This is a genomic window from Streptomyces sp. NPDC001970 (assembly GCF_053594115.1).
The window spans coordinates 103,255-128,718 of sequence record NZ_JBSFDW010000024.1 but is presented as its reverse complement, the minus strand read 5'-3'; the positions used below and the strand labels follow the sequence as shown (position 1 = coordinate 128,718).

Sequence of the window (25,464 nt, the reverse complement as noted above, 5' to 3'; positions counted from 1 at the left end):
AGACAGTTCTGGCTCTTGTCGAGCCTACGCCGCTGCTCCAAGATCTGGACGTGTTGTCCGGAATGCGGGACGGAGTTCCGTCCTTCGGGCAGTCGGCGCGACCGCCGCGGTCACCGGCAGGCGCGCCGCGTTCACCCGTCCTGCCCGGTTCCGCCGCCGTCCTTTTCCGCGAGGTAGCGCTGGAGCGTCGGAGCCACCATCGCGATGATGTCCTCCGGGTCCGCCGAGGCCAGTGGCTCCACCTGGATCACGTACCGCATGACCACGATGCCGAGCATGTGCGAGGCCGCCAGCTCCGCCCGGAACTTCGGGTCCGGCACGTCGAGCTCGCCCGCGACCCGCTCCAGCAGCCGCCGCAGCACGAAACCGCGCAGCACCTTCGCCGCCGCCTCGTGCGTCATCGCGGAACGGATGATCGCCAGCAGCGGGGCGCGGGTCGCCGGGTTCTCCCAGACGCCGATGAAGAACCGCGCGAGCCGCTCGCCGATGCCTTCCGCCCCCTCCCCCAGGACCGCCGGAATGACGAGTGCGGGCACGAAGGACACCTCGATGGCGGCCGCGAAGACCTCGTCCTTCGTACCGAAGTAGTGGTGCACGAGGGCCGGGTCGACGCCCGCGGCCTTGGCGATGCCGCGGACGGACGTCTTGTCGTAGCCGCGCTCGGCGAACTCCGTACGGGCCGCCTGGAGGATCCGCTCACGGGCGCCGGGGCCGCTGTCCGCCTCCCTGCGGGCGGGCCGGCCGCGCCTGCGGGGCGCCGCGCCGGAGGTCATGAGCCCGCGACCCGGGCCGCCGACGCCAGGTGGAGCCGGGTGAACGCCAGCGCCTCGGCGAGGTCGGCCTCACGCTCGGCCGCCGACATCGCCCGCCGCGTGTTGACCTCGATGACGACGTGGCCGTCGAAGCCGGTGCGGGCGAGCCGCTCCAGCAGCTCGGCGCACGGCTGGTCGCCGCGCCCCGGCACCAGGTGCTCGTCCTTCGCCGACCCCTTGCCGTCGGCGAGGTGGACGTGCCCGAGCCGGTCGCCCATGCGGTCGAGCATGGCCAGGGTGTCCGTGCGGGAGGTGGCCGTGTGCGAGAGGTCGATGGTGAAGTGCCGGTAGTCCTCTTTGGTGACGTCCCAGTCCGGGGCGTACGCGAGCATCTCGCGGTCGCGATAGCGCCACGGGTACATGTTCTCGACGGCGAAGCGCACGTCCGTCTCGTTCGCCATCCGCCAGATGCCGGAGACGAAGTCGCGCGCGTACTGCCGCTGCCAGCGGAACGGCGGATGGACGACGACGGTGGACGCGCCGAGCTTCTCGGCGGCCGACTGCGCGCGCTGCAGCTTCACCCAGGGGTCGGTGGACCAGACCCGCTGCGTGATCAGCAGACAGGGCGCGTGGACGGCCAGGATCGGCACCTCGTGGTAGTCGGAGAGCCGGCGCAGCGCCTCGATGTCCTGGCTGACAGGGTCGGTCCAGACCATGATCTCGACACCGTCGTAGCCGAGGCGCGCGGCGATCTCGAAGGCCGTCGCCGTCGACTCCGGATAGACGGAGGCCGTCGACAGGGCGACCTTCGCATCCGGGATGCGCACCACTGGTTCTGCCACGAAGGACAGCGTACGGGCCCTGCGGGACGGCATCCGGGGGCGGGGCGACGGCATCAGACGGTGGGGAGGTGGTCCAGGCGGCGCAGGATCACGCCCTCGCGCAGCGCCCACGGACAGATTTCCAGCTCATCCACCCCGAAGAGATCCATCGCGCCCTCCGCGACCAGGGCTCCCGCCAGCAGCTGCCCGGAGCGGCCCTCGGAGACCCCGGGGAGTGTCGCGCGTTGCCCCCCGGTCATGGCGGCGAGCTTGGGGACCCACTCCTCCAGCGACGCCCGGCTCAGTTCACGCTGCACGTAGACGCCCTCGGCGGAGCGTGCGGCACCCGCGATACGGGCGAGCTGCTTGAAGGTCTTGGAGGTCGCCACGACATGGTCGGGGCGTCCGAAACGGCTGAACTCGCCGACCGTGCGGGCGATGCTCGTCCGCGCATGGCGGCGCAGCGCGCGTACGTCCTCCGGACGGGGCGGATCGTCGGGCAGCATCGCCGCCGTCAGCCGGCCGGCGCCGAGCGGCAGGCTCACGGCGGCGTCGGGGTCCTCGTCGATGCCGTACGCGATCTCCAGCGAGCCGCCGCCGATGTCGAGCACGAGGAGCCGACCCGCGGACCAGCCGAACCAGCGGCGGGCGGCGAGGAAGGTGAGCCGGGCCTCGTCCTCACCGCTGAGCACTTGGAGATCGACGCCGGTCACGGCCTTGACGCGGTCCAGCACGGCGTCGGCGTTGGCGGCCTCGCGGACGGCGGACGTGGCGAACGGGAGGACGTCCTCGCAGCCCTTGTCCTCGGCGGCCTGCAGCGCGAACTCGATCGTGGCGATGAGACGGTCCACGCCGTCGGGGCCGATGGCTCCGTCGCCGTCGAGAAGTTCGGCGAGGCGCAGCTCCGCCTTGTGGGAGTGGGCGGGAATGGGGCGCGCACCGGGGTGAGCGTCCACCACCAGCAGATGCACCGTGTTCGAACCGACGTCGAGGACTCCGAGTCTCATGTACGGAACGCTACTGCGGCCACGCGCATACGCTTGACTCGTGCCGAAGACGAAAAAGACGAAGCCGGGCAAAGCCGTCCAGGAGAAATCCGCGAGGACGGCGAAAGAAGTGAAGCCCGCCAAGGACCGCTCCCGGGGCGACGAGCCGGACGAGAAAGGGCTGGACTTCGCCCGGGCCTGGGTGGAGTTCCCCGACCCCGCGGACGACGAACAGGTCTTCCGCTGTGATCTGACGTGGCTGACGTCACGCTGGAACTGCATCTTCGGCAGCGGCTGCCAGGGCATCCAGGCGGGCCGTGCGGACGACGGCTGCTGCACGCTCGGGGCGCACTTCTCGGACGAGGACGACGAGAAGCGGGTCGCCGGGCATGTGGCGCGGCTCACGCCCGAGCTCTGGCAGTTCCACGACGTCGGCACGGAGTCCGGCTGGGTCGAGGTCGACGAGGACGGCGACCGCCAGACGCGCCGCTGGGAGGGCTCCTGCATCTTCCAGAACCGCCCGGGATTCGCGGGCGGCGCGGGCTGCTCGCTGCACATCCTGGCCCTGAGGGAGGGCCGCGAGCCGCTCGAGACGAAGCCCGACGTGTGCTGGCAGCTGCCGGTCCGCCGTACGTACGAGTGGATCGACCGTCCCGACGACACTCGGGTCCTCCAGATCTCGATCGGCGAATACGACAGGCGGGGCTGGGGGCCGGGCGGCCACGACCTCCACTGGTGGTGCACGTCCGCCACGTCGGCACACGGCGCCGGCGAGCCGGTGTACGTGACGTACCGCCCGGAGCTCACGGAGCTCATGGGCAAGGCGGCGTACGACATCCTCGTGGAGCTGTGCGAGGCGCGGCTGGCGAGCTCGCTGCCGCTGGTGGCTCCGCATCCGGCTGACCCTGAGCGGGCGTAGGAGCGCGCAAGAGGGCGGGGCAGGGGCGGCTCCGAGGTGACCTCTGCCGCGGAGAAACGCTTCGTCAGCCGGATGGTGCGGGATCCTCGGTCGCCGGCGGCTCCGAGGAGGGCGGCTCGGACGAGGCCGGCGGCTCGGACGACGGCGGAGGTTCCGAAGTCGAGGGCGGCTCGGACGACGGCGGGGGCTCCGAAGTCGAGGGCGGCTCGGACGACGGCGGGGGCTCCGAAGGCGACGGCGGCTCGGACGACGGCGGCCGCGAGCCGTGGCCGTCGATCTCGATGACCGCGCCGGACGGGTTGACCCCTACGCGGGCGGTCCAGGGCCCGACCGGTTCGGCGTCGTGGTCCACGGACACGTAGACGGTCACGGACTCGCCGGGGTGCAGCGTGCCGGAGGTGAGGCTCGCGTACAGCCAGGGTGCCTCGGTCCACAGCGACCAGGAGACCGGCGTGCCGCCCGACGCCGTGAGCGTGATCATCGTGGTGTCTCCGGAGGGCTGCGCCTCGACGGTGAGCCTGCCGGGCCCATGGCCAGGGGCAGAGGTTCCGTCCGGAGTCAGGCCCGGGCTGATGACCTCGACGGACACATCGGGCGTGCGGCTGCCGACGGTGAAGCGGGAGGTCGGTTCCTTGCGCGCGTTCCCCGCGTTCTCGTAGCGGTCGTACGGGGACCCGTCCATGCCTCCGGGCGCGTCCACCTCGCTCGCAAAGAACGGGGAGCCGTTGGCCTCGCCGGTGAGCGGGGCGCCGCGGTACGCCGCCCAGAGCGCGAGCACGGGCGCGGCGACGACCGTCGCGACGACGGTCGTGGTGACGGCGCGGGCCCGCAGCCGGTCGCGCCGGGCCGCGTGGTCCTTGGGGTCCATGGGGAATCCGTCGCGCCCGAAGCGCGGCGCCGCGGCGCGTGCCCGGGGGACGTGCAGCATCGCCACGTACGCCGCCGCCCGCGGCGCCGGTACGAGGGGCAGGCGGTCGGGGGTGGCGGACGAGCCGGGCCAGGGGCCCGTGGCCCCGGCGCGCTCGGCGGCGCGGCGGCAGCGCGGACAGTCGTCGACGTGCCGCACGAGCTCGCGCCGCAGCGTCGCGGAGAGCAGCACCTGGTGGTCGCCGGTGAGCCGGGCGACGGAAGGGCAGTTTCCGGTCTCGACGACGGCGAGCGCCGCGCGGGTGCGCTCCACCTCGCAGGCGGCCGAGGCGAGCAGCTCGCGGGCGCGGGCGGGGTCCAGCCCGAGCACGGCGGCGACCTCGCGCGGGCCGAGCTGGTGCCGCACCGCGAGCTCCAGGGCCTCGCGCTGATCGGGGCTGGTGCCGGCGGCCTCGGGCCAGGCCAGCTGCGCCAGCTCGGCACGGCGCCGCTCGGCGGCCTCGGGCGACACCTTGGGCGCGGCCTCCTCGGAGACGGGGACGGGGACGGCGCGTCCGCTGTGCGCGCCTCCCGTCCCCTGCCGTCTCCGGCGCTTCTGCTCGGCGAGCGCACGCAGACAGGCCCACCGGGCCAGCGCGTACAGCCAGGCCTTCTGCTCGGCCTCCTCGGTGGGGCAACGCGCGTACTGCCGCTCGGAGATGGCCAGGACGTCGCCGAGCACGGCCGTCGCCGCCTCGTGGTCGCAGAGCGCGGACAGGCAGTAGGTGAACAGCCCGTCCAGATAGGCCTCGTACCGCGCGGGCGGTGTCTGCCCGAGAGTCGGCCGCTGACCGGACGCACGGTGGTGCGCCCGGTGTGCGCCGGTGGTGTGCGTGGGGGTTTCGGGCCTGCTGCTCGTCACCCGGTGACCGTAAGCAGCGGAAGGCACACGCTTCGCGCCGCTTGGGCACATTTAATTCTTACGGGTGAAGGTGTCCCTCGATGGGGGACAGGAGCATTTGCCCCGACGCGAGTCACTGTGCTCTTCGGCCGGGGATGCGGCGGGGGACACGCGATCGCTCGGGCGGGCGCGCGCTGGGGCGCGCGGTGGGGCGTGCGGTGGGAAATTCCGTCGACCGTACGGGTGAGCCGTCCGGGGCCGCACGGCTGTCAGTGGCTACCGCTACGGTGTGCCCCATGGCTGCCCGTACGAAAACCGCCAAGGACAAGCCGTCCTACCGCTGCACCGAATGCGGTTGGACGACCGTCAAATGGCTCGGCCGCTGCCCCGAGTGCCAGGCCTGGGGCTCGGTCGAGGAGTACGGCGCGCCCGCGGTCCGTACGACCGCCGCAGGGCGGGTCACGAACGCCGCGCTGCCCATCGGCCAGGTCGACGGCCGGCAGGCCACGGCCCGTACGACCGGGGTCGACGAGCTGGACCGGGTCCTCGGCGGGGGCCTGGTGCCGGGGGCCGTCGTGCTGCTCGCGGGCGAGCCGGGAGTCGGCAAGTCCACGCTGCTGCTGGACGTCGCGGCGAAGGCGGCGAACGACGCCCACCGCACGCTGTACGTGACGGGCGAGGAGTCCGCGAGCCAGGTGCGCCTGCGGGCCGACCGGATCAACGCGCTGAACGACCATCTGTATCTCGCCGCCGAGACCGATCTCTCCGCCGTCCTCGGCCATCTCGACGCCGTCAAGCCCTCACTGCTCGTCCTCGACTCCGTGCAGACCGTGGCCTCCCCCGAGATCGACGGGGCGCCGGGCGGGATGGCCCAGGTGCGCGAGGTCGCGGGTGCGCTGATCCGCGCCTCCAAGGAGCGGGCCATGTCCACGCTGCTGGTGGGCCACGTCACCAAGGACGGCGCGATCGCGGGCCCGCGGCTGCTGGAGCATCTCGTCGATGTCGTGCTGCACTTCGAGGGCGACCGGCATGCGCGGCTGCGGCTCGTGCGCGGCGTCAAGAACCGTTACGGGGCGACGGACGAGGTCGGCTGCTTCGAGCTGCACGACGAGGGGATCACCGGACTCGCCGACCCGAGCGGCCTGTTCCTGACCCGGCGCGCCGAGCCCGTGCCGGGCACGTGCCTCACGGTGACGCTGGAGGGCCGCCGCCCGCTCGTCGCCGAGGTGCAGGCGCTGACCGTCGAGTCGCAGATCCCCTCGCCCCGGCGCACGACCTCCGGCCTGGAGACGTCCCGGGTGTCGATGATGCTCGCGGTCCTGGAGCAGCGGGGCCGCATCAGCGCGCTGGGCAAGCGGGACATCTACAGCGCGACGGTCGGCGGCGTGAAGCTCTCCGAGCCGGCGGCGGACCTCGCGATCGCGCTGGCGCTGGCCTCCGCCGCGAGTGACACCCCGCTGCCGAAGAACCTGGTGGCGATCGGCGAGGTCGGCCTCGCGGGCGAGGTCAGAAGGGTCACGGGCGTCCAGCGCCGGCTCGCGGAGGCCCACCGCCTGGGCTTCACCCACGCCCTCGTCCCGTCCGACCCGGGCAAGGTCCCGCCCGGGATGAAGGTCACGGAAGTCGCCGACATGGGGGACGCGCTGAGGGTGCTCCCGCGCGGGCGTCGGGCAGAAGCCCCGCGGGCGGACGAGGTGCGCCGGTAGCGGCCCCGGTCCGGCCCGGGCGGGAGAAGGTGGGGGCACCTCCCGTGCCCGAAGGGCCTCGCGGGAGGGCCGAGGGCGGAGTCCGGCAAGGCGGAGGAGAGAGACAATGGCCGAGCCATGGCGACCGACGACAACGCAGCCGGGCAGCAGCCATCGGCCCGTGACGCCGCCCGGGCCTGACCGGGGTCGCTAGACTTTGCCCTGGTCTCGCCAGTCCGTACGAGCCGGAGGAGTGCAGTGGCAGCCAACGACCGGGGCGCAGCACCCGGAAAGTCCGGCGGAGGCTCCGGGGGATCCGGCAAGGAGTGGCTGATGCGCGCCTCTCTGAGTGCGGTCGCCCCGGGCACCGCCCTGCGGGACGGCCTTGAGCGCATTCTCCGGGGCAGCACCGGCGGTCTGATCGTTCTCGGAATGGACAAAACGGTCGAGTCGATGTGCACGGGTGGCTTTGTGCTGGACGTGGAGTTCACGGCGACGCGGCTGCGTGAGCTGTGCAAGCTCGACGGTGCGCTCATCCTCGACAAGGACATCACCAAGATCCACCGCGCCGGCGTGCAACTGGTCCCCGACGCCTCCATCCCGACGGAGGAGACCGGCACGCGGCACCGGACCGCGGACCGTGTCTCCAAGCAGTGCGGCTTCCCTGTCGTGTCGGTCTCGCAGTCGATGCGGCTGATCGCGCTGTACGTGGACGGGGAGCGGCGCGTCCTGGAGGAGTCCGCGGCGATCCTGTCCCGGGCGAACCAGGCGCTGGCGACCCTGGAGCGGTACAAGCTGCGGCTGGACGAGGTCGCCGGCACGCTCTCCGCGCTGGAGATCGAGGACCTGGTGACGGTCCGCGACGTCACGGCGGTCGCTCAGCGGCTGGAGATGGTGCGCCGGATCGCGACGGAGATCGCGGAGTACGTGGTGGAGTTGGGCACCGACGGGCGGCTGCTCTCGCTCCAGCTCGACGAGTTGATCGCGGGCGTGGAACCCGAGCGGGAGCTGGTCGTCCGCGACTACGTCCCCGAGCCGACGGCGAAGCGGTCCCGTACGGTCGACGAGGCGCTGGTCGAGCTCAACGACCTCACGCACGCCGAGCTGCTGGAACTGCCCATCGTGGCCCGGGCCTTGGGCTACAGCGGCTCGCCGGAGACCCTCGACTCCGCGGTCTCGCCGCGCGGTTACCGGCTGCTGGCCAAGGTGCCGCGGCTGCCCGGCACGATCATCGAGCGGCTCGTGGAGCACTTCGGCGGTCTGCAGAAGCTCCTCGCCGCGAGCGTCGACGACCTCCAGGCGGTCGACGGTGTCGGCGAGGCGCGTGCGCGCAGCGTGCGCGAGGGGCTGTCGCGACTTGCGGAATCGTCCATCCTGGAGCGCTACGTCTGAGGCGCCTGCCATCCGGCGCGCAGGAGACCGACCGCCGGCCCACCGGAAGCCGTCGTCCGACCCACAGGAACCAGTCGTCCGACCCGCAGGAAGCCGTCGTCCGGCCCACCGGAACCCGTCGTCCGGCCCACCGGAACCCGACGTCCGACCCGCGGGAAGCTGCGAGCCGTGGGGTGCGCCTAGTCCTTCTCCAGGCGGAACGACGCGGGAGCCACGGTCGCACCCGGGAAGCGCGCCTCCACCAGGTACGTGCCGGCTGCTGCCTGACCCGCGGGCGGGGTGGCGCACTCGGGCGCGCTGTGATGGCGGTCCCAGTCGACGGTGTGCGTGGTCGTCGAGTTCGGCGGGACGCGCAGCAGGAGGCTGCCGCTGCCGCGCGGGCAGTCGCTGGAGGACCAGACCTCGTCGTCCGCGCTGTCACTGATGGTCAGGACCGCGGACTTGGGCCCGAAGTCGGCCTTGCAGGCGACGGCCGATGTGTTCTTCGCGATCAGTTGGAAGCGGGGCTTCTCACCGGGCTCGTAGGAGACCTTGACGCTGCGCAGGGTCAACTGCAGTGAACCCGGAGCGCAGTTCGGCAGCGGTGACCCGGCAGGGACCTGCCGACCGGCGCTCGCGGCGCCGCCGTTCGCCGCGCCACTCGCGCCCGGATCGCCGTTCTTGCCGGTGTCGTCGCCGCCCTCGGTACTGTCGGGGTCGCCGGTGCCGTCGCTCTCGCCGGATGCGCCCGACTCGTCGCGTCCGCCCGGCTGTTCACTGATCGCCGGTCCCGACGGGTCCGCCCCGGGGGTGATGGAGGGCGCGGGCCCGGAGCCGCCCGGCTTGCCGTCGTCGCCGGTGCTCCTCGTGCCGCGGTCACCGTAGTTGACCGCCCACACGACCAGCAGCGCGAGCAGCGCCAGCAGGGACAGCGAGACCGCCCTCCGTCGCCAGTAGATGGAGGAGGGAAGCGGCCCGACCGGATTGCGCAGAGATCCCACGTACCGAACTGTACGAGAGATCGGGTACAACTCCCTCCCCACCCGCCGCCCATGACGTCCGAATGCGTCGATCATCATCACGGGCCTGCCTGTTCGACGGTGCGGACCAGGGCATTTGGCCGGTTGTGCAGAATTTGCCCGAGTGCCGTGCGAAATAGCCTTGTTGACCCCGACTTTCGTCGGGGGGCATGGCTGTTGGCTCCGGGTGATCGCACCTTCCTCACGCATACGGTTTCTTGTCATGGGCAGCGATATCTCCAGCGGCGTCTCCAGCGACATCTCCGTAGGCCTCTACCGCGACATCACCGACTTCGCCCACGCAAACCCCCCACTGGGTGCGGCAACTCGCCGAACTCTGGACGGAGGCAGGGCTCCTGCTCTTCGGGGTGCTGTTCGTCGTCGCGTGGTGGCGGGCGCGCACCGGGGACGCACGGGCGATGGCGTTGGCCGTCCTCGCGCCGCTCACGACCGCCGCGGCCTATGTGTGCAGCGAGTCGCTGAAGTCGCTCGTGGACGAGGAGCGGCCGTGCCGCGCGGTCGCGGGTGCCGTGGCGTCGCTGGTGCCGTGGCGTCGCTGGTGCCGTGGCCGCCGACGGGTGACTGGTCGTTCCCCAGCAACCACTCCACGATCGCGGGCGCGGCGGCCGTCGCCCTCGTACTCGTCGCGCCCCGGCCGCGCATCGGGTGGCTCACCGTGCCGCTCGCGCTGCTGATGGCGTTCTCGCGGGTCTTCGTCGGTGTCCACTATCCGCACGACGTGGCCGTGGGTCTGGTGCTCGGCGCGGCCGTCGCGGTGGTGTCCGTAGGGGTGGCGGCGCGTCCGGCCGCGTCGCCGGCCGCGACGATGCGGACGAGCCGGTCGCGGCTCGCGCTCTTCCTCGCGGGACCTGGTGGCCGGGACGCCGCATCGGACGGCGTCGCCACGAGCGGCACCTCGGTCCGGGCCACGGACCACGTCTCGGGTCGAGCCACGGACCACGTCTCGGACCGCGCGTCGGATCCCGCCTCGGACCGAGCCTCGGACCGCGCGTCGGATCCCGCCTCGGACCGAGCCTCGGACCGCGCGTCGGATCCCGCCTCGGGCCGAGCCACGGACCACGTCTCGGACCGCGCGTCGGATCCCGCCTCGGACCGAGCCTCGGAACGCGCGTCCGATCCCGCCTCGGACCGCGCGTCGGATCCCGCCTCCCACGGCAGGCGCCGCTGCGCATGCCAGGATCGGAAGTGCCATGACTGCGACTGACATCCCCTCCCCCGCCGCCGAGGTCTCCTCCGATCTCTCCATCGACGACACCGACGCCGATCCCGCCACCGACGCCGCCGACGATTCCATCGATGTCCTGGCCAACCGCGGCCTCCACGCCCCCGTGCTCGCCTGGTTCGACCAGCACGCCCGCGATCTTCCCTGGCGCCGCCCCGAAGCCGGCGCCTGGGGCGTGATGGTCAGCGAGTTCATGCTCCAGCAGACTCCCGTCAGCCGGGTGCTCCCCGTGTACGAGCAGTGGCTGGCCCGCTGGCCGCGCCCGGCCGATCTCGCCGCCGAAGCGCCCGGTGAAGCCGTACGCGCCTGGGGCCGGCTCGGCTATCCGCGCCGTGCCCTGCGGCTGCACGGAGCCGCGGTGGCGATAACGGAGCGGCACGGCGGCGACGTACCGCGCGAGCACGCACAGCTGCTCGCGCTGCCAGGGATCGGCGAGTACACGGCGGCCGCCGTGGCGTCGTTCGCGTACGGGCAGCGGCACGCGGTCCTCGACACGAACGTCCGCCGGGTGTTCGCGCGGGCCGCGACCGGCATCCAGTACCCGCCGAACGCGACCACGGCCGCCGAACGCCGCCTGGCCCGCGCCCTGCTGCCGGACGACGAGGCGACGGCGGCGCGCTGGGGGGCGGCCTCGATGGAGCTCGGCGCGCTCGTGTGCACCGCGCGCAACGAGGACTGCGGGCGCTGCCCGGTCGCCGGGATCTGCGCGTGGCGGCTGGCCGGGAAGCCGGCCCACGACGGGCCGCCGCGGCGCGGCCAGACGTACGCGGGCACGGACCGCCAGGTCCGGGGCAAGCTGCTCGCGGTGCTGCGCGAGGCGGTCGCACCGGTGCCGCGGGCGGTCCTGGACCGGGTCTGGGACGAGCCGGTCCAGCGCCACCGCGCCCTGGACGGGCTGGTTGCGGACGGTTTGGTCGAGCCACTGGAGAATGAGCGGTTCCGCTTGCCCCTCACCTGAGAATCTCCGGCGAACCCCGCGAAGTGCCGTTGTTACACAACCGATGGATGGCCGTGCGCCCTCCGACGGCTGCTTCGCACAGCCCCGTGACAACAGCTCCGTAGGTTCCTGTGGCGTAAGGGAAACCACGGGAACGCACAGCTTGTCACGGGGCTTGTCACGGGGACGGAGGCGGTTGGAATGGCGCACGGCGAGGTGCTCGAATTCGAGGACTACGTACGCACCCGGCAGGAGGCGCTGCTGCGCAGTGCCCGGCGTCTGGTCCCCGACCCGGTCGACGCCCAGGACCTGCTGCAGACGGCGCTGGTACGGACGTACGGCCGCTGGGACGGCATAGCCGACAAGTCGCTCGCCGACGCCTACCTCCGCCGCGTCATGATCAACACGCGGACCGAGTGGTGGCGGGCCCGCAAGCTCGAAGAGGTCCCGACCGAGCAGCTGCCCGACGCGAGTGTCGAGGACGTCACCGAGCAGCACGCGGACCGGGCCCTGCTCATGGACGTGCTGAAGGTGCTCGCGCCCAAGCAGCGCAGCGTCGTCGTGCTGCGGCACTGGGAGCAGATGAGCACCGAGGAGACCGCCGCCGCGCTCGGCATGTCGACAGGTACGGTGAAGAGCACGCTGCACCGGGCGCTCGCCCGGCTCCGCCAGGAGCTGGAAGCACGCGAGCTCGAAGGCCGGGGGCTGGAGAGCCGAGGGCCGGAAAGCCGGGGAACGGCGGGCCGTGGCCCGGCAGGCCGTGGGCCGCGAGTCCCCGCGCAGCGTCGGGAACAGCGGGGGGATCGTACGTATGCACGTCGTGAGGAACGGGGGCGGGAGCAGTGCGCGGCCTAGCCGGAGAAGGCATGGGCGCCGAGGACGGCGCCGGTGCCAGAGGCGGCGTCAGCCGATGGGCGGCGAGTGGCACGGCAGTGGCCGGCCTCGCCGCCTTCGGGCTGCTCGCGGCCGGTTGTTCGACCGGTGGGACGGGTACCCGCGACGAGGGTCCGGCGCGGACCGATCCGGTGGCGCAGTCGCCGTCGACGCCCGAGCCCTCGACGACGGCCTCACCGGTGAAGAGGGTCGACGCGGTCCGACTGATCATGGAGGACCCCAAGGTCAGCAAGCGGGTCAAGGCCGATCTGCAGCCGTGCTCGGCGGACGCGTACCCCGTGGACACGTCGTACGGGAATCTCACGGACAGTCCGGTGCCGGATGTCGTGGTGAATGTGCTGACGTGCGGAGAGGCGGTGGGGATCGGGACGTTCGTCTACCGAGGGGGCGACGGCGGCTACAAGAATGTCTTCGCCGCCGAGGAGCCCGCGATCTACTCGACGATCGACCGGGGCGATCTGGTCGTCACCAAGCAGGTGTACGCGAAGGGCGACCCGGTCTCGTACCCCTCGGGTGAGATCGTGACGTCGTACCGCTGGGCCGGAAACAAGTTCACGGAGCACGACCGGGTCGAGAACGAGTACAGCCGGGCGGTGGACGGCGACGTGGTGGACGAGCCGGCCCCGACGCCGAGCGACAACTGAGCGACGGGCCGGGCGGGCAGCGCACCGGCCGAGCGGTGGACCGAGCAGCAGACCGGCGACCGACGACGAACGACGACGACCGACGACCGAGCGAGATCTGAGAGAGCAGCGGAGTACAGCAGGATGGCCGAGACACATGTCCTGTTCGTCGAGGACGACGACGTCATTCGTGAGGCCACCCAGCTCGCGCTCGAGCGCGACGGCTTCACCGTGACCGCGATGCCGGACGGGCTGGCCGGCCTTGAGGCCTTCCGCGCGAACCGACCGGACATCGCGCTGCTCGATGTGATGCTGCCGGGACTGGACGGCGTCAGCCTGTGCCGCCGGATCCGGGACGAGTCGACCGTGCCGGTGATCATGCTGTCGGCGCGCGCCGACTCGATCGACGTGGTGCTGGGGCTGGAGGCGGGCGCCGACGACTACGTCACCAAGCCGTTCGACGGGGCGGTCCTGGTCGCCCGTATCCGTGCGGTGCTGCGCCGCTTCGGGCACGCGAGCGGTGCCGCGGGCGACTCCGGTGAGCCGGGGCAGTCGGGCGGGCGCGGTGTGCTGACCTTCGGTGACCTGGAGGTCGACACGGAGGGCATGGAGGTGCGACGCGCCGGCGTGCCGGTCGGCCTGACGCCGACCGAGATGCGGCTGCTGCTGGAGTTCTCGTCCGCGCCGGGCACGGTGCTGTCCCGGGACAAGCTGCTGGAGCGGGTCTGGGACTACGGCTGGGGCGGGGACACCCGGGTCGTCGACGTCCACGTACAGCGGCTCCGTACGAAGATCGGCCAGGACCGGATCGAAACGGTCCGCGGCTTCGGCTACAAGCTCAAGGCCTGAGCCGGCATGAAGCGACTCGCCCTGCGCACCGGCGTCCGGTGGCTGCACGCACCGGGGGCACCCCCCGGACCCCCGGCAGCAAACCCCACGCGTCGGCCGCACACCGGATCGGAACGGGACGCCGCATGAAGCGACTCGCCCTGCGCACCGGCGTCCGGTGGAAGATCAGCATCGCGATCGCCGCCGTCGGCGCCCTCATCGCGTGCGCGCTGAGTCTGGTCGTGCACAACGCCGCCCGTGTCTCGATGCTCGACAACGCGCGCGATCTGCAGATGAACCGGCTGCTCTTCGCCCAGCGGATATACGAGACCACGAAGCCGAAGACCGAGCCCAAGTTCGGCGCCGAGCTCAACGATCCCGCGCTGCCGCGCGAGGTGAGGTACCTGCTCGTGGACGGCCGGCAGGCCACCTATGTGCAGGAGCACCACAGCGGCGCCCCCGACATCTGGGCCGCCGTGCCGCTCGGCAACGGGGATGTGCTGTCGCTGCACAACCGCTTCGCCGATCGCAGCACCGCGATCATGAAGGACCTGGACCGGGCTTTGATCATCGGTTCGGTGTCGGTGGTCTTCGCCGGCTCCGCGCTCGGCGTGCTCATCGGCGGCCAGCTCTCCCGCAGGCTGCGCAAGGCCGCCGCCGCGGCGGGCAAGGTCGCGCAGGGCAACACGGGGGTTCGGGTCCGGAAGGCCGTCGGCGGCGTCGTACGCGACGAGACCGACGAGCTGGCACGGGCCGTCGACGCCCTGACCGACGCGCTGAACGAGCGCATCGAGGCGGAGCGCCGCGTCACCGCGGACATCGCCCACGAGCTGCGCACCCCCGTGACCGGGCTGCTCACGGCGGCCGAGCTGCTGCCGCCCGGCCGCCCCACCGAACTCGTACGGGACCGGGCGCAGGCCATGCGCACGCTGGTCGAGGACGTGCTGGAGGTGGCCCGGCTGGACGGTGCGTCGGAGCGGGCCGAGCTCCAGGAGATCGCGCTCGGCGAGTTCGTCAGCCGCCGCGTCACCGCACTGGACCCGGACGCGGTCGTGCATGTCGTGCACGAGTCGTGGGTCAGCACGGATCCGCGGCGGCTCGAACGGATCCTGGGCAATCTGCTGGCCAACGCCGCCAAGCACGGCAGAACACCGGTCGAGGTCACCATCGAGGGCCGGGTCGTGCGGATACGCGACCACGGCCCCGGCTTCCCGGAGGCACTGCTGCGCGAGGGCCCGAGCCGCTTCCGCACGGGCGCGAGCGACCGCGCAGGGCAGGGACACGGTCTCGGCCTCACGATCGCGGCCGGCCAGGCACGAGTCCTCGGTGCCAGGCTGACCTTCCGCAACGCCAACCCCGAGGGCGCCGCCGACCCGGGTAGCACCGCGAGCGGCGCGATCGCGGTGCTCTGGCTCCCGGACCACGCCCCGACGAACACCGGCAGCTTCCCGATGCCCCGGCTCCCGGTCTGACTCCTAGCAGGCCCAGTCCTTGTCCAGGTCCAGTGCTCCCTCACGGCGCTGCGTGAACGAGAACCAATTGCCGGAGTCGTCCCGGAAGATCGCCTCCGTGCCGTAAGGACGCTCCTGCGGTTCCTGGAGGAACTCCACGCCCTTCTCCTTCAGCCTGGCGTAGTCACCGTGGATGTCGTCCGTGGTCAGGACCCCGGCGCCGAGGACGCCCTTCGCGACGAGCCGCTTCATGGCCTCCGCCGACTCGGGGTCCATGGCCGGCGCGCCCGGGACCATCAGCGTCAGCTCGACGTCCGGCTGGTCCTTCGCGCCCACGGTGAGCCAGCGCATGCCGCCCTCGCCCATCGTCATGTCCGTACGGACCTCCAGACCGAGCTTCTCGGTGTAGAAGTCCTTGGCCCGGTCCTGGTCGAGGACCCAGACGGTGGAGATGGCGAGTCCCTTGATCATTTCGCGCTCCTGGTCGACGCTCGTCGTGCTTGCCCTGCCACCGTAGGCAGCGGCCCGGTCAACCGGCTTCTTCAGAATTGCGGTCCTCGGAATCGCGGTCCCCGGAATCGCGCTCCTTGCCATCCCGGTCCTCCGAATCGCGGTCCTCGGCGCGGTCCTCGGAGTCGCGGCTCGGGAAGCCCCCCGCCCAGAGCAGGGCGTAGCACCCGGGTATGAGTGCGGCGCCGCGCCCCACGTGCTTCGTCCGGTACTCGCTCGGTGTCAGGCCGGTCTGCTTCTTGAACCGGGCCGAGAACGTGCCGAGACTGCTGAAGCCGACAAGTGAGCAGATTTCGGTGACCGAGAGATCCGCGGTACGGAGGAGCTCCTCGGCCCGCTCTATCCGTCTGCGCGACAGGTACTGGCCGGGCGTGTCTCCGTAGACCGTCTTGAAGGCGCGGACGAAGTGGAAGCGTGAGTACCCGGCATGGGCGGCCACCGCGTCCAGGTCGAGCGGCTCGGCCCAGTCGCGGTCCATGGCGTCCTTGGCGAGGCGCAGCTGCCGCAGATGGGCGAGGTGCGCCGTCGCCGGGGTGGTGTTTGACCCGCGCTTCTCCACGGACACGATGCTGGCACGCCCCACTGACAACGGCCCTCGGTGCCTGTGCACCGAGGGCCGCCGTTCAGAAACCTGCTGGTCAGACAGCCTCCACGACCTTGGCACCGGTGCCGCTGTTCACTCCGGCTCCGGCATCGCCCGGCTTCGCCGGGCCCGCACCCTTCAGCGGCACCTCCTTGACGAACAAGGCCGCCGCGAACCCGATCACCGCAACCGCGGCGCCGAGCAGGAACGCCACGTGCGTACCCGAGGAGACGGCCATCTGGTACGCCTCGCGCACCTGCTCCGGGAGCTTCGCCAGGCTCGCCGCGTCCAGCTGTGCGGACTGCTGGGTGGCGGCCGAGCCGCCCCGCGCGGCCATCTCGTCCTGCACCCGCCCGGTGAAGAGCGCACCCATGATCGCGACGCCGAAGGAGGAGCCGAGCGTACGGAAGAGGGTGGTGGCGGAGGACGCGACACCCATGTCCTTCAGCTCGACGCTGTTCTGCGCGACCAGCATCGTGATCTGCATCAGGAAGCCCATGCCGGCGCCGAGGACGGCCATGTAGAGCCCGGATGCGAGCCGCGAGGTGCCGGTGTCCATCTGCGCGAGCAGGAAGAGTCCCGCGACCATCAGTCCGCCGCCGACGATCGGGAAGATCTTGTACTTTCCGGTGTTCGTGGTGACGCGGCCCGCGATCAGCGAGACGAGCATCATCGACAGCAGCATCGGCAGGAGCAGCAGTCCGGAGTTGGTGGCGGACGCGCCCTGCACGGACTGCTGGAAGAGGGGCAGGAAGAGCACGGCGCCGAACATCACGAAGCCGACGAAGAATCCGATCACCGACATGAGGGTGAAGTTGCGGCTGCGGAAGATGTGCAGCGGGATGACCGGGTCCGCGGCCTTGGTCTCGACGAAGAGGAAGCCGACGAGCGAGGCGACACCGATCGCGATCAGCTCCATGATCACGGCGGAGTCCCAGGCGTACTCCGTACCGCCCCAGGTCGTGACGAGCACGATCGAGGTGATGCCGACGGTGAGCAGTACGGCACCCAGGTAGTCGATCCGCACCTTGCCCGCGCTCCGGTCCCGCTTCGGCAGGTGCAGCACGACGGTGAGCATGGCGAGCGCGACCGCGCCGAGCGGCAGGTTGATGTAGAAGCTCCAGCGCCAGCCCCAGTGATCGGTGATGGTGCCGCCGACCAGCGGTCCGCCGATCATCGCGAGGGCCATGACGCCGGCCATCATGCCCTGGTACCTGCCCCGCTCGCGGGGCGGTATGAGGTCACCGATGATCGCCATGACGCCGACCATCAGCCCGCCCGCACCCAGACCCTGCACGGCGCGGAAACCGATCAGCTGGCCCATGTCCTGGGCCATGCCGCTGAGCGCGGAGCCGATCAGGAAGATCACGATCGCGGTGAGGAAGACGCCCTTGCGGCCGTACATGTCGCCGAGCTTTCCCCAGATGGGGGTGGAGGCGGCGGTGGCCAGGGTGTACGCGGTGACCACCCAGGACAGATGCTCCAGGCCGCCGAGCTCGCCGACGATCGTCGGCATCGCGGTACCGATGATCATGTTGTCGAGCATCGCGAGCAGCATCGCGATCATCAACGCGAGGAGTACGACACGGACGCTGCGCGGCTGCGCCCCGCCGGGTTCCTCGGGTATCGCCTTCGTCGCCGCTTCCTGTCCCGCCGCCATCGATCCCACTCCCTGGCCCCTGACCACTTACTTGCCGCCCGGCTAGTTCACTACACTGGGGAAAGTAGACTCGTAACTAGCCGGGCGTCAAGTAAGTAATTCGGTGATACGCACGCCCCCAGGAGAGCCCCATGGCCAGAGGCAACACCCGGCAGCGCATTCAGGACGTGGCCCTGGAACTCTTCGCCGAGCAGGGCTACGAGAAGACCTCGCTCCGCGAGATCGCCGAGAGGCTGCAGGTCACGAAGGCGGCGCTGTACTACCACTTCAAGACCAAGGAAGACATCGTCATCAGCCTCTTCCAGGACCTGAACCGGCCGGTCGACGAGCTGATCGCCTGGGCCGAGGAGCAGCCGCGCACTCTGGAGACCAAGCAGGAGATCCTGCGCCGCTATCAGGAAGCCCTCACCGGGGCCGCGCCGCTCTTCCGTTTCATGCAGGAGAACCAGGCCACCGTGCGGGAGCTCAGCATCGGCGTGACCTTCAAGGAGCGCATGGTCACGCTGGTCCGGCTGGTCCAGGAGCCGGACCTCAGCATGACCGACCGGGTCCGCTGCGTCAGCGCGCTGTTCACCATGCACGCGGGCACGTTCTTCATGCAGAACGTCGAAGGCGACCCCGAGGAGAAGCGCGAAGCTGTCCTCGAGGTCGCCATCGATCTGGTGACCCAGGCCCACCAGGGGCCGCAGGTCCAGGCGTAGGTCGCCACCGGCGGCAGGCGTCAGATGAAGACGCCGACGCCGCGCAGGAAGGTCGCCGGGTTCAGGGCGGAGCCGTAGTTCGGGGTCGTGCGGATCTCGAAGTGCAGGTGCGGGCCGGACGAGTTGCCGGTGTTGCCGGAGAGGGCGATGACCTTGCCGGCGTTCACGCTCTGGCCCACGCCCACGTTGATCTTCGACAGGTGGGCGTACTGCGAGTACTTGCCGTTCGCGTGCTTGATCACGATGGCGTTGCCGTACGCGGGGCCGTCGCCGCCACCGTTCGGACCGGCCTTCACGACGACACCGCCGCCGGCGGCCTTGACCGGGGTGCCGACCGGAACGGCGAAGTCCTGGCCGGAGTGCTTGTGGGACCACATCGCGCCGCCCTGATTGAAGCTGGCGGTCAGGGTGTAATGGGAGACCGGCTTGACCCAGGAGCCGGCCTTCTTCGCGGCGGCGGGCTCGACGGCCACGTGGGCCTGCTCGGCAGCCTTCGCCTGCGCCTTGGCCTGCTGGGCGACAGCGACAGCGGGAGAGGCCTTCACCGTATCGGCGGCGGCGACACCGGCACCGGCACCGACGACCATCACGGCGCCGAGTCCGGCAGCCACGACGGCGCCACGGGTACGGAGCACGGACGGGCGGAGACGGTTGATGTTGCGCTTCGACATGCGGGGAGAACCTCCGGGCTGATCGGGCAAGTACCGACCCGGCGCCTGAGCACCGGGTGCCCCACCTTGGTAACCCGGACCCCCAACCCGCCTCAAACAGCCCATCTACGACATCTCGTCGTAGTAGGGGCGGTGTGAGCGGGACCCTTGACGAGACCGGACCGCCCGTCCGGCATAGTCCGAAATCTCCTGAGGAAGGACGGTTTAACCCCACGTAGAGGCCTTACAGGACGGATACCCACCCCGGATCCCCCGCCCGCCCGCCGCCACCGGGCAGGAAGTCCCTCCCGACGCCCCCGAAAGCCCCCGCGCGGCACCCGGAACCCCCACTAAGAGGCCTAGTAGGCTCGGAACGGCCTGTGCGCCTTGTCACGACCGCGACCCGGCCGATGCGTCGTGGGTCACACAGAAAACGGCGATTTTCCGGGGAAAACGGACCCTTTCAGTCCGGCCCGGGATCGAGGATCTGGGGGGATCACGCATGGAGCCCGCACTCGTCGGCACCCGGCTGGCCTCGGCGGCCATCGCGCCGCTCCTGAAGCAGCTCCTGGTACGGGAAGGCAGCGGCGCCGCGCTCACGGACAGGCCCGTGCGGCTCTCCGGGCTCGTCTCCTTCCGCGGCGAGAAGCGGACGCTGACGGAGAGGGACGTACGCAAACTGGCGGGCACCCTCGTCAGCCGCTCCCTGACCGAACGCGGCGGGCGCGCCGAGCGCCCGTTCCCGGCAGACGAGACCGAGGCCGTCACCGGTGCCCTCGCCCGCACCCTGCTGGCCCTCGGCGACCTGGAGATGGACGACGTCCAGGCCGTACGCCTCGGCCACCGGGAGCTGGCACGACAGCTCCGTGCCGCGGTGGCGGGCGGCGTCCACGGGCTGTCCGCGGACGCCTCTCTCTTCCTCGACTCGCTCACCGAGTGGGCCTGCCTGCACATCCTGCAGTTCTTCACGCAGCGCTCGTCCTTCGTCGCCCGCACCCTGATCGAGCAGAGCCGGGCCCAGGCGGAGACGATCGCCAAGATCGACGAGTTGATCCTGCGCACACCGCGCGGCGATGCCCGCGACGTGGCCTTCGAGCGCCGCTACCTCTCGTACATCGCGAAGAAGCACGGCAGCCTGACGATCTACGGCATCGACCTGCACGACTCGCCGGACGCCTGGCCGCTGGACGTGGCGTATCTGTCCCTGGAGACGCTGGAAGCACCGCAAGCACACGAAGCGCTGGAAACCCCCGAGGCGACGGCGCCGGCGGAGAGCCGGGCGGAGCCATGGTCCGAACCCGCCTCGACCACCCCGGCCGACGAGGCCCTCGCCCGCCAGGACAGGGTCCTGCTGCGCGGAGTCGCGGGCTCCGGGAAGACCACGCTCGTCCAGTGGCTCGCCGTCTCCACCACCGGACAGGACGGCGAGAGGCACGGGCGGATGACCTACCTCCAGGACCGCGTTCCCTTCGTGCTGCCCCTGCGCACCCTCACCCGCCACGGCGAGCGGCTCCCCGCCCCCGACCACTTCCTCGCCGCCGTCGGCTGCCCGCTCACCCCACCCGACAGCTGGGCCGACCGCGTCCTGTCCGCCGGACGCGGGCTGATCCTCGTCGACGGCATCGACGAGATCCCCGAGGCCGAACGCGAACGCACCCGCCGCTGGCTGCGCGACCTGCTCGCCACGTACGACGCCGGCAACCGCTGGCTCGTCACCTCGCGCCCCTCCGCCGTACGGGACCGCTGGCTCACCCCCGAGGGCTTCACCGAGCTCACCCTCTCCCCCATGCGGCACACCGAGGTGACCGCCTTCGTCCAGCGATGGCACCGGGCCGCGGGCCCGGATGCCGCGTCGTACGAGCGGCCGCTGCTCGACGCTCTCCGTACGAAGCGAGACCTGGCCCTCCTCGCCACCAACCCGCTGATGTGCGGCCTCATCTGCGCACTGCACCGCGACCGGCGCGGCTTCCTCCCACGCGGCCGCAAGGCCTTGTACGAGGCCGCGCTGTCGATGCTGCTCGACCGCCGCGACCGGGAACGCGACATGGGCACCCCCTCCGGGGTCGACCTTTCCGAAGCACCACAGATCCAGCTGATCCAGCGCCTCGCGTATTGGCTCACCCTCAACGGGCGCACGGAAATGGACCGTTCACGCGCCGAGTCACTCGTCGTCGGCGCGATCCCGGCGGTCCCCGAGGCCGCGGCCGCCGGTGAACCCCGAGCGGTCTTCGCCCACCTCCTCCATCGCAGCGGCCTGCTCCGCGAGGCCTCGCCCGGCGCCGTGAGCTTCGTCCACCGCACCTTCCAGGACCACCTGGCCGCCAAGGCCATCGTCGACGAATGGCACATCGGCGTCCTGACCCGGCACGCGGCGGACGACCAGTGGGAGGACGTCATCCGCATGAGCGTGGGCCACGCCCGGCCCCGCGAAAGCGCAGAGATCTTCACGGAGTTGCTGGCAGCGGCAGACGCGGCCGAGGACCGCTTCATCCAGTTGCGCATCCTGGTGGTCGCGGCGGCGGCGATGGAGCAGGCGACGGAGATCTCCCCGGACATCCGCGAGGCACTGCGCCGCCGTACGGCGGAGGTCATCCCGCCCCGGACGATCGAGGAGGCGCGCAAACTGGCCACAGCGGGCCCGCTCGTTCTCGACCTGCTGCCCGGCCCCGACGCCGTACCCGACGACGAAGCGGCCCGCCTGACCGTCACGACCGCCTCGCACATCGCGGCAGACGCGGCCATCCCGTTCCTGGCCCGGTACGCGGCCCACCCGTCGCTGCGGGTGCGGTCCCAGCTCGCCTGGGCCTGGCACCGCTACGACACCGAGAAGTACGCCGCCGAGGTGATCGCGGCCATCGATCCGTACGGCCTGCAGTACACGATCCGCAACGCCGAGCAGGCCAAGGCCCTGGTCGCTCTCGGCGGCCGACGCGCGATCCACTTCCAGGGCGACCTTCCGGAGGAACTCATCGCCGAGACGGTGCGGGCGTGCTCACCCACGACAGTCCGCATCTCCCTCAACGCGGGGCTGAGGGACCTCGCCTGCCTCCGGGACGCTCACGCGTTGCTGAGGCTCGAACTCGACCGTTGCCGCGCGCTCACGGACCTCTCCCTTCCAGGCCCTCCCGGCCCTCCGGACGGCGCAGAGCCCCTCGACATCGTGGTGGACGACGTGCAACTGGCGCTCGCCGACGTCGTGCCACCGGTCAGCGGTCTCCGTCTCGAGCTGCGCAGCCCAGAGCCGTCCCTGCGCCTGGTCCCGCACGTGCTGCCGGACCTGAACTCCGTCGTCGTGGTGCATCTCTTCCGGCGGGACCAGCAGGCGGATCTGTCGCCGCTCCACGCGCTGGAGCAGCTCCGGAAGGTCCATGTGCTCGGAGACCGCAGCAGCGTCTCGGGCACGGACGGTTTCCCGCCACACGTCCACGTGACGTTCGACGAGTCGCTCTAGGCCCAGGGCCGCCGCCGGCGCGGAAAAAGGGGCTGCCCCGGACCCTCAGGTCCGGGGCAGCCCCTTCGGTCGCTCACTCAGCGCCGGCGTCACGCGTCCTTCGACAGGTTCGGACCGCTGCCGCCGCCCGCCGCCGACTCGATCGGCGGGACGTCCGGCAGGGCCGACTTCTCCTCGCCGCGGAAGGTGAACTTCTTCTCCTCACCCTCGCCCTCGGTGTCGACGACCACGATGTGGCCGGGGCGCAGCTCGCCGAAGAGGATCTTCTCCGACAGCAGGTCCTCGATCTCGCGCTGGATCGTCCGACGCAGCGGCCGGGCGCCCAGGACCGGGTCGTAGCCCTTCTTCGCCAGCAGGAGCTTCGCCTCCTGGCTGAGCTCGATGCCCATGTCGCGGTCCTTCAGACGCTCGTCCACCTTGGCGATCATCAGGTCGACGATCTGGATGATGTCGTCCTCGGACAGCTGGTGGAAGACGACCGTGTCGTCGACGCGGTTGAGGAACTCGGGCCGGAAGTGCTGCTTCAGCTCTTCGTTGACCTTCGCCTTCATCCGGTCATAGGTGCTCTTGGTGTCGCCCTGGGCGGCGAAGCCCAGATTGAAGCCCTTGGAGATGTCCCGGGTCCCGAGGTTGGTCGTCATGATGATGACCGTGTTCTTGAAGTCCACGACCCGGCCCTGGGAGTCGGTCAGACGACCGTCCTCCAGGATCTGGAGAAGGGAATTGAAGATATCGGGGTGGGCCTTCTCGACCTCGTCGAAGAGGACGACGGAGAACGGCTTCCGGCGCACCTTCTCGGTGAGCTGGCCGCCCTCTTCGTAACCCACGTATCCGGGCGGGGAACCGAAGAGACGGGAAACCGTGTGCTTCTCGCTGAACTCCGACATGTCGAGGGAGATCAGCGCGTCCTCGTCGCCGAAGAGGAATTCGGCGAGCGTCTTGGAGAGCTCGGTCTTACCGACACCGGACGGGCCGGCGAAGATGAAGGAGCCGCCGGGGCGCTTCGGGTCCTTCAGGCCGGCGCGGGTGCGCCGGATCGCCTGGGAGAGCGCCCGGATGGCGTCCTTCTGTCCGATGACGCGCTTGTGGAGCTCGTCCTCCATGCGGAGCAGACGGGAGGACTCCTCCTCCGTCAGCTTGAAGACCGGGATGCCCGTGGCCGTGGCGAGGACCTCGGCGATCAGGTCGCCGTCGACCTCGGCGACGACGTCCATGTCGCCGGCCTTCCACTCCTTCTCCCGCTTGGCCTTCGCCGCCAGCAGCTGCTTCTCCTTGTCGCGGAGGGACGCCGCCTTCTCGAAGTCCTGGGAGTCGATCGCGGACTCCTTGTCCCGGCGGACGGCCGCGATCTTCTCGTCGAACTCGCGGAGGTCCGGCGGCGCGGTCATCCGGCGGATACGCATCCGGGAGCCGGCCTCGTCGATCAGGTCGATCGCCTTGTCCGGGAGGAAGCGGTCCGAGATGTACCGGTCGGCCAGGGTCGCGGCCTGGACCAGGGCCTCGTCCGTGATGGAGACACGGTGGTGCGCCTCGTAACGGTCGCGCAGACCCTTGAGGATCTCGATCGTGTGCGGCAGCGACGGCTCCGCGACCTGGATGGGCTGGAAGCGGCGCTCGAGGGCCGCGTCCTTCTCCAGGTGCTTGCGGTACTCGTCCAGCGTCGTGGCACCGATGGTCTGCAGCTCGCCTCGCGCCAGCATCGGCTTGAGGATCGAGGCGGCGTCGATCGCGCCCTCGGCGGCGCCCGCACCCACCAGGGTGTGGAGCTCGTCGATGAACAGGATGATGTCGCCACGGGTGCGGATCTCCTTGAGGACCTTCTTCAGGCGCTCCTCGAAGTCACCGCGGTAGCGGGAGCCGGCGACCAGCGCGCCGAGGTCCAGGGTGTAGAGGTGCTTGTCCTTGAGGGTCTCGGGCACCTCGCCCTTGACGATGGCCTGCGCCAGGCCCTCGACGACCGCCGTCTTGCCGACGCCGGGCTCGCCGATGAGCACCGGGTTGTTCTTGGTCCGGCGGGACAGCACCTGCATGACCCGCTCGATCTCCTTCTCGCGCCCGATCACGGGGTCGAGCTTGGACTCACGAGCGGCCTGGGTGAGATTCCGGCCGAACTGGTCGAGGACGAGGGAGGTCGAGGGCGTGCCCTCGGCCGGGCCGCCGGCTGTGGCGGCCTCCTTGCCCTGGTAGCCGGAGAGCAGCTGGATCACCTGCTGCCGCACCCGGTTGAGGTCGGCCCCGAGCTTCACGAGGACCTGGGCGGCGACGCCCTCGCCCTCGCGGATCAGGCCGAGCAGAATGTGCTCCGTGCCGATGTAGTTGTGGCCCAGCTGAAGAGCCTCGCGGAGCGACAGCTCCAGGACCTTCTTGGCACGGGGGGTGAAGGGAATGTGTCCGGACGGAGCCTGCTGGCCCTGGCCGATGATCTCCTCCACCTGCTGGCGGACCGCCTCGAGCGAAATCCCGAGGCTCTCCAGGGCCTTAGCGGCGACACCCTCACCCTCGTGGATAAGGCCCAGGAGGATGTGCTCGGTGCCGATGTAGTTGTGGTTGAGCATCCGGGCTTCTTCCTGAGCCAGGACGACAACCCGCCGCGCGCGGTCGGTGAACCTCTCGAACATCGTTAATCGCTCCTC

General features: G+C 71.0%; 20 protein-coding genes and 1 pseudogene. 11 read left to right on the top strand and 10 right to left on the bottom strand.

What is annotated here, in order from left to right:
- Positions 1-131 precede the first annotated feature (131 nt).
- From ACWCP0_RS26610 to ACWCP0_RS26600, 3 genes are read right to left on the bottom strand one after another with little or no spacing between them, the layout of a single operon-like run.
- Positions 132-773 (bottom strand): TetR/AcrR family transcriptional regulator, encoded by a 642-nt coding sequence (locus tag ACWCP0_RS26610; protein ID WP_451081299.1) that lies wholly within the window; start codon positions 771-773, stop codon positions 132-134.
- The gene (locus ACWCP0_RS26605; protein WP_451081298.1) at positions 770-1,594 is read right to left on the bottom strand and encodes a sugar phosphate isomerase/epimerase family protein; all 825 of its coding nucleotides are present in this window, start codon (positions 1,592-1,594) and stop codon (positions 770-772) included. The genes ACWCP0_RS26610 and ACWCP0_RS26605 overlap by 4 nt, the downstream gene beginning before the upstream one ends.
- Before the next feature lie 53 nt (positions 1,595-1,647).
- A complete protein-coding gene (locus ACWCP0_RS26600) occupies positions 1,648-2,580 on the bottom strand; it encodes a Ppx/GppA phosphatase family protein (RefSeq protein ID WP_451081297.1) in 933 nt (310 codons plus the stop codon).
- Between the two features lie 40 nt (positions 2,581-2,620).
- Between ACWCP0_RS26600 and ACWCP0_RS26595 the strand changes: the two genes are divergently transcribed.
- Complete coding sequence (locus ACWCP0_RS26595) at positions 2,621-3,478, top strand: hypothetical protein (protein ID WP_451081296.1); 858 nt, start codon at positions 2,621-2,623, stop codon at positions 3,476-3,478.
- 64 nt (positions 3,479-3,542) lie between these two features.
- Here ACWCP0_RS26595 and ACWCP0_RS26590 read toward each other — a convergent pair whose 3' ends face one another.
- Positions 3,543-5,246 carry a BACON domain-containing protein gene (locus tag ACWCP0_RS26590; protein WP_451081295.1) on the bottom strand — a complete coding sequence of 568 codons (1,704 nt, stop codon included), beginning with the start codon at positions 5,244-5,246 and terminating at the stop codon, positions 3,543-3,545.
- 275 nt (positions 5,247-5,521) lie between these two features.
- Between ACWCP0_RS26590 and radA the strand changes: the two genes are divergently transcribed.
- Positions 5,522-6,931: a DNA repair protein RadA gene (radA, locus tag ACWCP0_RS26585; protein ID WP_451081294.1), complete on the top strand. Its 1,410-nt coding sequence runs from the start codon at positions 5,522-5,524 to the stop codon at positions 6,929-6,931.
- 237 nt (positions 6,932-7,168) lie between these two features.
- A complete protein-coding gene (gene disA, locus ACWCP0_RS26580; protein ID WP_451081293.1) occupies positions 7,169-8,302 on the top strand; it encodes a DNA integrity scanning diadenylate cyclase DisA in 1,134 nt (377 codons plus the stop codon).
- 179 nt (positions 8,303-8,481) lie between these two features.
- On the opposite strand, the gene ACWCP0_RS26575 is transcribed toward disA, so the two are convergent.
- The gene (locus ACWCP0_RS26575; RefSeq protein ID WP_451081292.1) at positions 8,482-9,282 is read right to left on the bottom strand and encodes a hypothetical protein; all 801 of its coding nucleotides are present in this window, start codon (positions 9,280-9,282) and stop codon (positions 8,482-8,484) included.
- 241 nt (positions 9,283-9,523) lie between these two features.
- Between ACWCP0_RS26575 and ACWCP0_RS26570 the strand changes: the two are divergent.
- The 6 genes and pseudogenes from ACWCP0_RS26570 to cseC all read left to right on the top strand — a co-directional run.
- A pseudogene (locus ACWCP0_RS26570) lies at positions 9,524-10,189 on the top strand (phosphatase PAP2 family protein); the annotation flags it as partial.
- 322 nt (positions 10,190-10,511) lie between these two features.
- On the top strand, positions 10,512-11,501 hold the full coding sequence (locus tag ACWCP0_RS26565; protein WP_451081291.1) for an A/G-specific adenine glycosylase: 990 nt from the start codon (positions 10,512-10,514) through the stop codon (positions 11,499-11,501).
- A gap of 180 nt (positions 11,502-11,681) precedes the next feature.
- Complete coding sequence (locus ACWCP0_RS26560) at positions 11,682-12,335, top strand: SigE family RNA polymerase sigma factor (protein ID WP_451081290.1); 654 nt, start codon at positions 11,682-11,684, stop codon at positions 12,333-12,335.
- 11 nt (positions 12,336-12,346) lie between these two features.
- Complete coding sequence (locus ACWCP0_RS26555; protein ID WP_451081289.1) at positions 12,347-13,018, top strand: hypothetical protein; 672 nt, start codon at positions 12,347-12,349, stop codon at positions 13,016-13,018.
- Positions 13,019-13,141: 123 nt separating this feature from the next.
- The gene (gene cseB, locus ACWCP0_RS26550; RefSeq protein WP_451081288.1) at positions 13,142-13,846 is read left to right on the top strand and encodes a two-component system response regulator CseB; all 705 of its coding nucleotides are present in this window, start codon (positions 13,142-13,144) and stop codon (positions 13,844-13,846) included.
- Positions 13,735-15,297 carry a two-component system sensor histidine kinase CseC gene (gene cseC / locus ACWCP0_RS26545; protein WP_451081320.1) on the top strand — a complete coding sequence of 521 codons (1,563 nt, stop codon included), beginning with the start codon at positions 13,735-13,737 and terminating at the stop codon, positions 15,295-15,297. The genes cseB and cseC overlap by 112 nt, the downstream gene beginning before the upstream one ends.
- A 3-nt stretch (positions 15,298-15,300) precedes the next feature.
- On the opposite strand, the gene ACWCP0_RS26540 is transcribed toward cseC, so the two are convergent.
- The 3 genes from ACWCP0_RS26540 to ACWCP0_RS26530 form a co-directional block, all read right to left on the bottom strand.
- A complete protein-coding gene (locus ACWCP0_RS26540) occupies positions 15,301-15,747 on the bottom strand; it encodes a VOC family protein (protein ID WP_451081287.1) in 447 nt (148 codons plus the stop codon).
- Between the two features lie 58 nt (positions 15,748-15,805).
- Positions 15,806-16,264 (bottom strand): helix-turn-helix transcriptional regulator, encoded by a 459-nt coding sequence (locus tag ACWCP0_RS26535; protein ID WP_451081319.1) that lies wholly within the window; start codon positions 16,262-16,264, stop codon positions 15,806-15,808.
- Positions 16,265-16,424: 160 nt separating this feature from the next.
- Positions 16,425-18,029, bottom strand: a complete 1,605-nt coding sequence (locus ACWCP0_RS26530) for an MDR family MFS transporter (protein WP_451081286.1) — start codon at positions 18,027-18,029, stop codon at positions 16,425-16,427.
- A gap of 131 nt (positions 18,030-18,160) precedes the next feature.
- Between ACWCP0_RS26530 and ACWCP0_RS26525 the strand changes: the two genes are divergently transcribed.
- Positions 18,161-18,730, top strand: coding sequence for a TetR/AcrR family transcriptional regulator (locus tag ACWCP0_RS26525; RefSeq protein ID WP_451081285.1), 570 nt, complete (start codon positions 18,161-18,163; stop codon positions 18,728-18,730).
- A gap of 20 nt (positions 18,731-18,750) precedes the next feature.
- Here ACWCP0_RS26525 and ACWCP0_RS26520 read toward each other — a convergent pair whose 3' ends face one another.
- A complete protein-coding gene (locus ACWCP0_RS26520; protein WP_451081284.1) occupies positions 18,751-19,401 on the bottom strand; it encodes a M23 family metallopeptidase in 651 nt (216 codons plus the stop codon).
- Between the two features lie 481 nt (positions 19,402-19,882).
- Here ACWCP0_RS26520 and ACWCP0_RS26515 point away from each other — a divergent pair, with 481 nt between their 5' ends.
- Positions 19,883-22,831: an NACHT domain-containing protein gene (locus tag ACWCP0_RS26515; protein ID WP_451081283.1), complete on the top strand. Its 2,949-nt coding sequence runs from the start codon at positions 19,883-19,885 to the stop codon at positions 22,829-22,831.
- Positions 22,832-22,920: 89 nt separating this feature from the next.
- Here ACWCP0_RS26515 and ACWCP0_RS26510 read toward each other — a convergent pair whose 3' ends face one another.
- On the bottom strand, positions 22,921-25,449 hold the full coding sequence (locus tag ACWCP0_RS26510) for an ATP-dependent Clp protease ATP-binding subunit (protein ID WP_451081282.1): 2,529 nt from the start codon (positions 25,447-25,449) through the stop codon (positions 22,921-22,923).
- Positions 25,450-25,464: the final 15 nt, after the last annotated feature.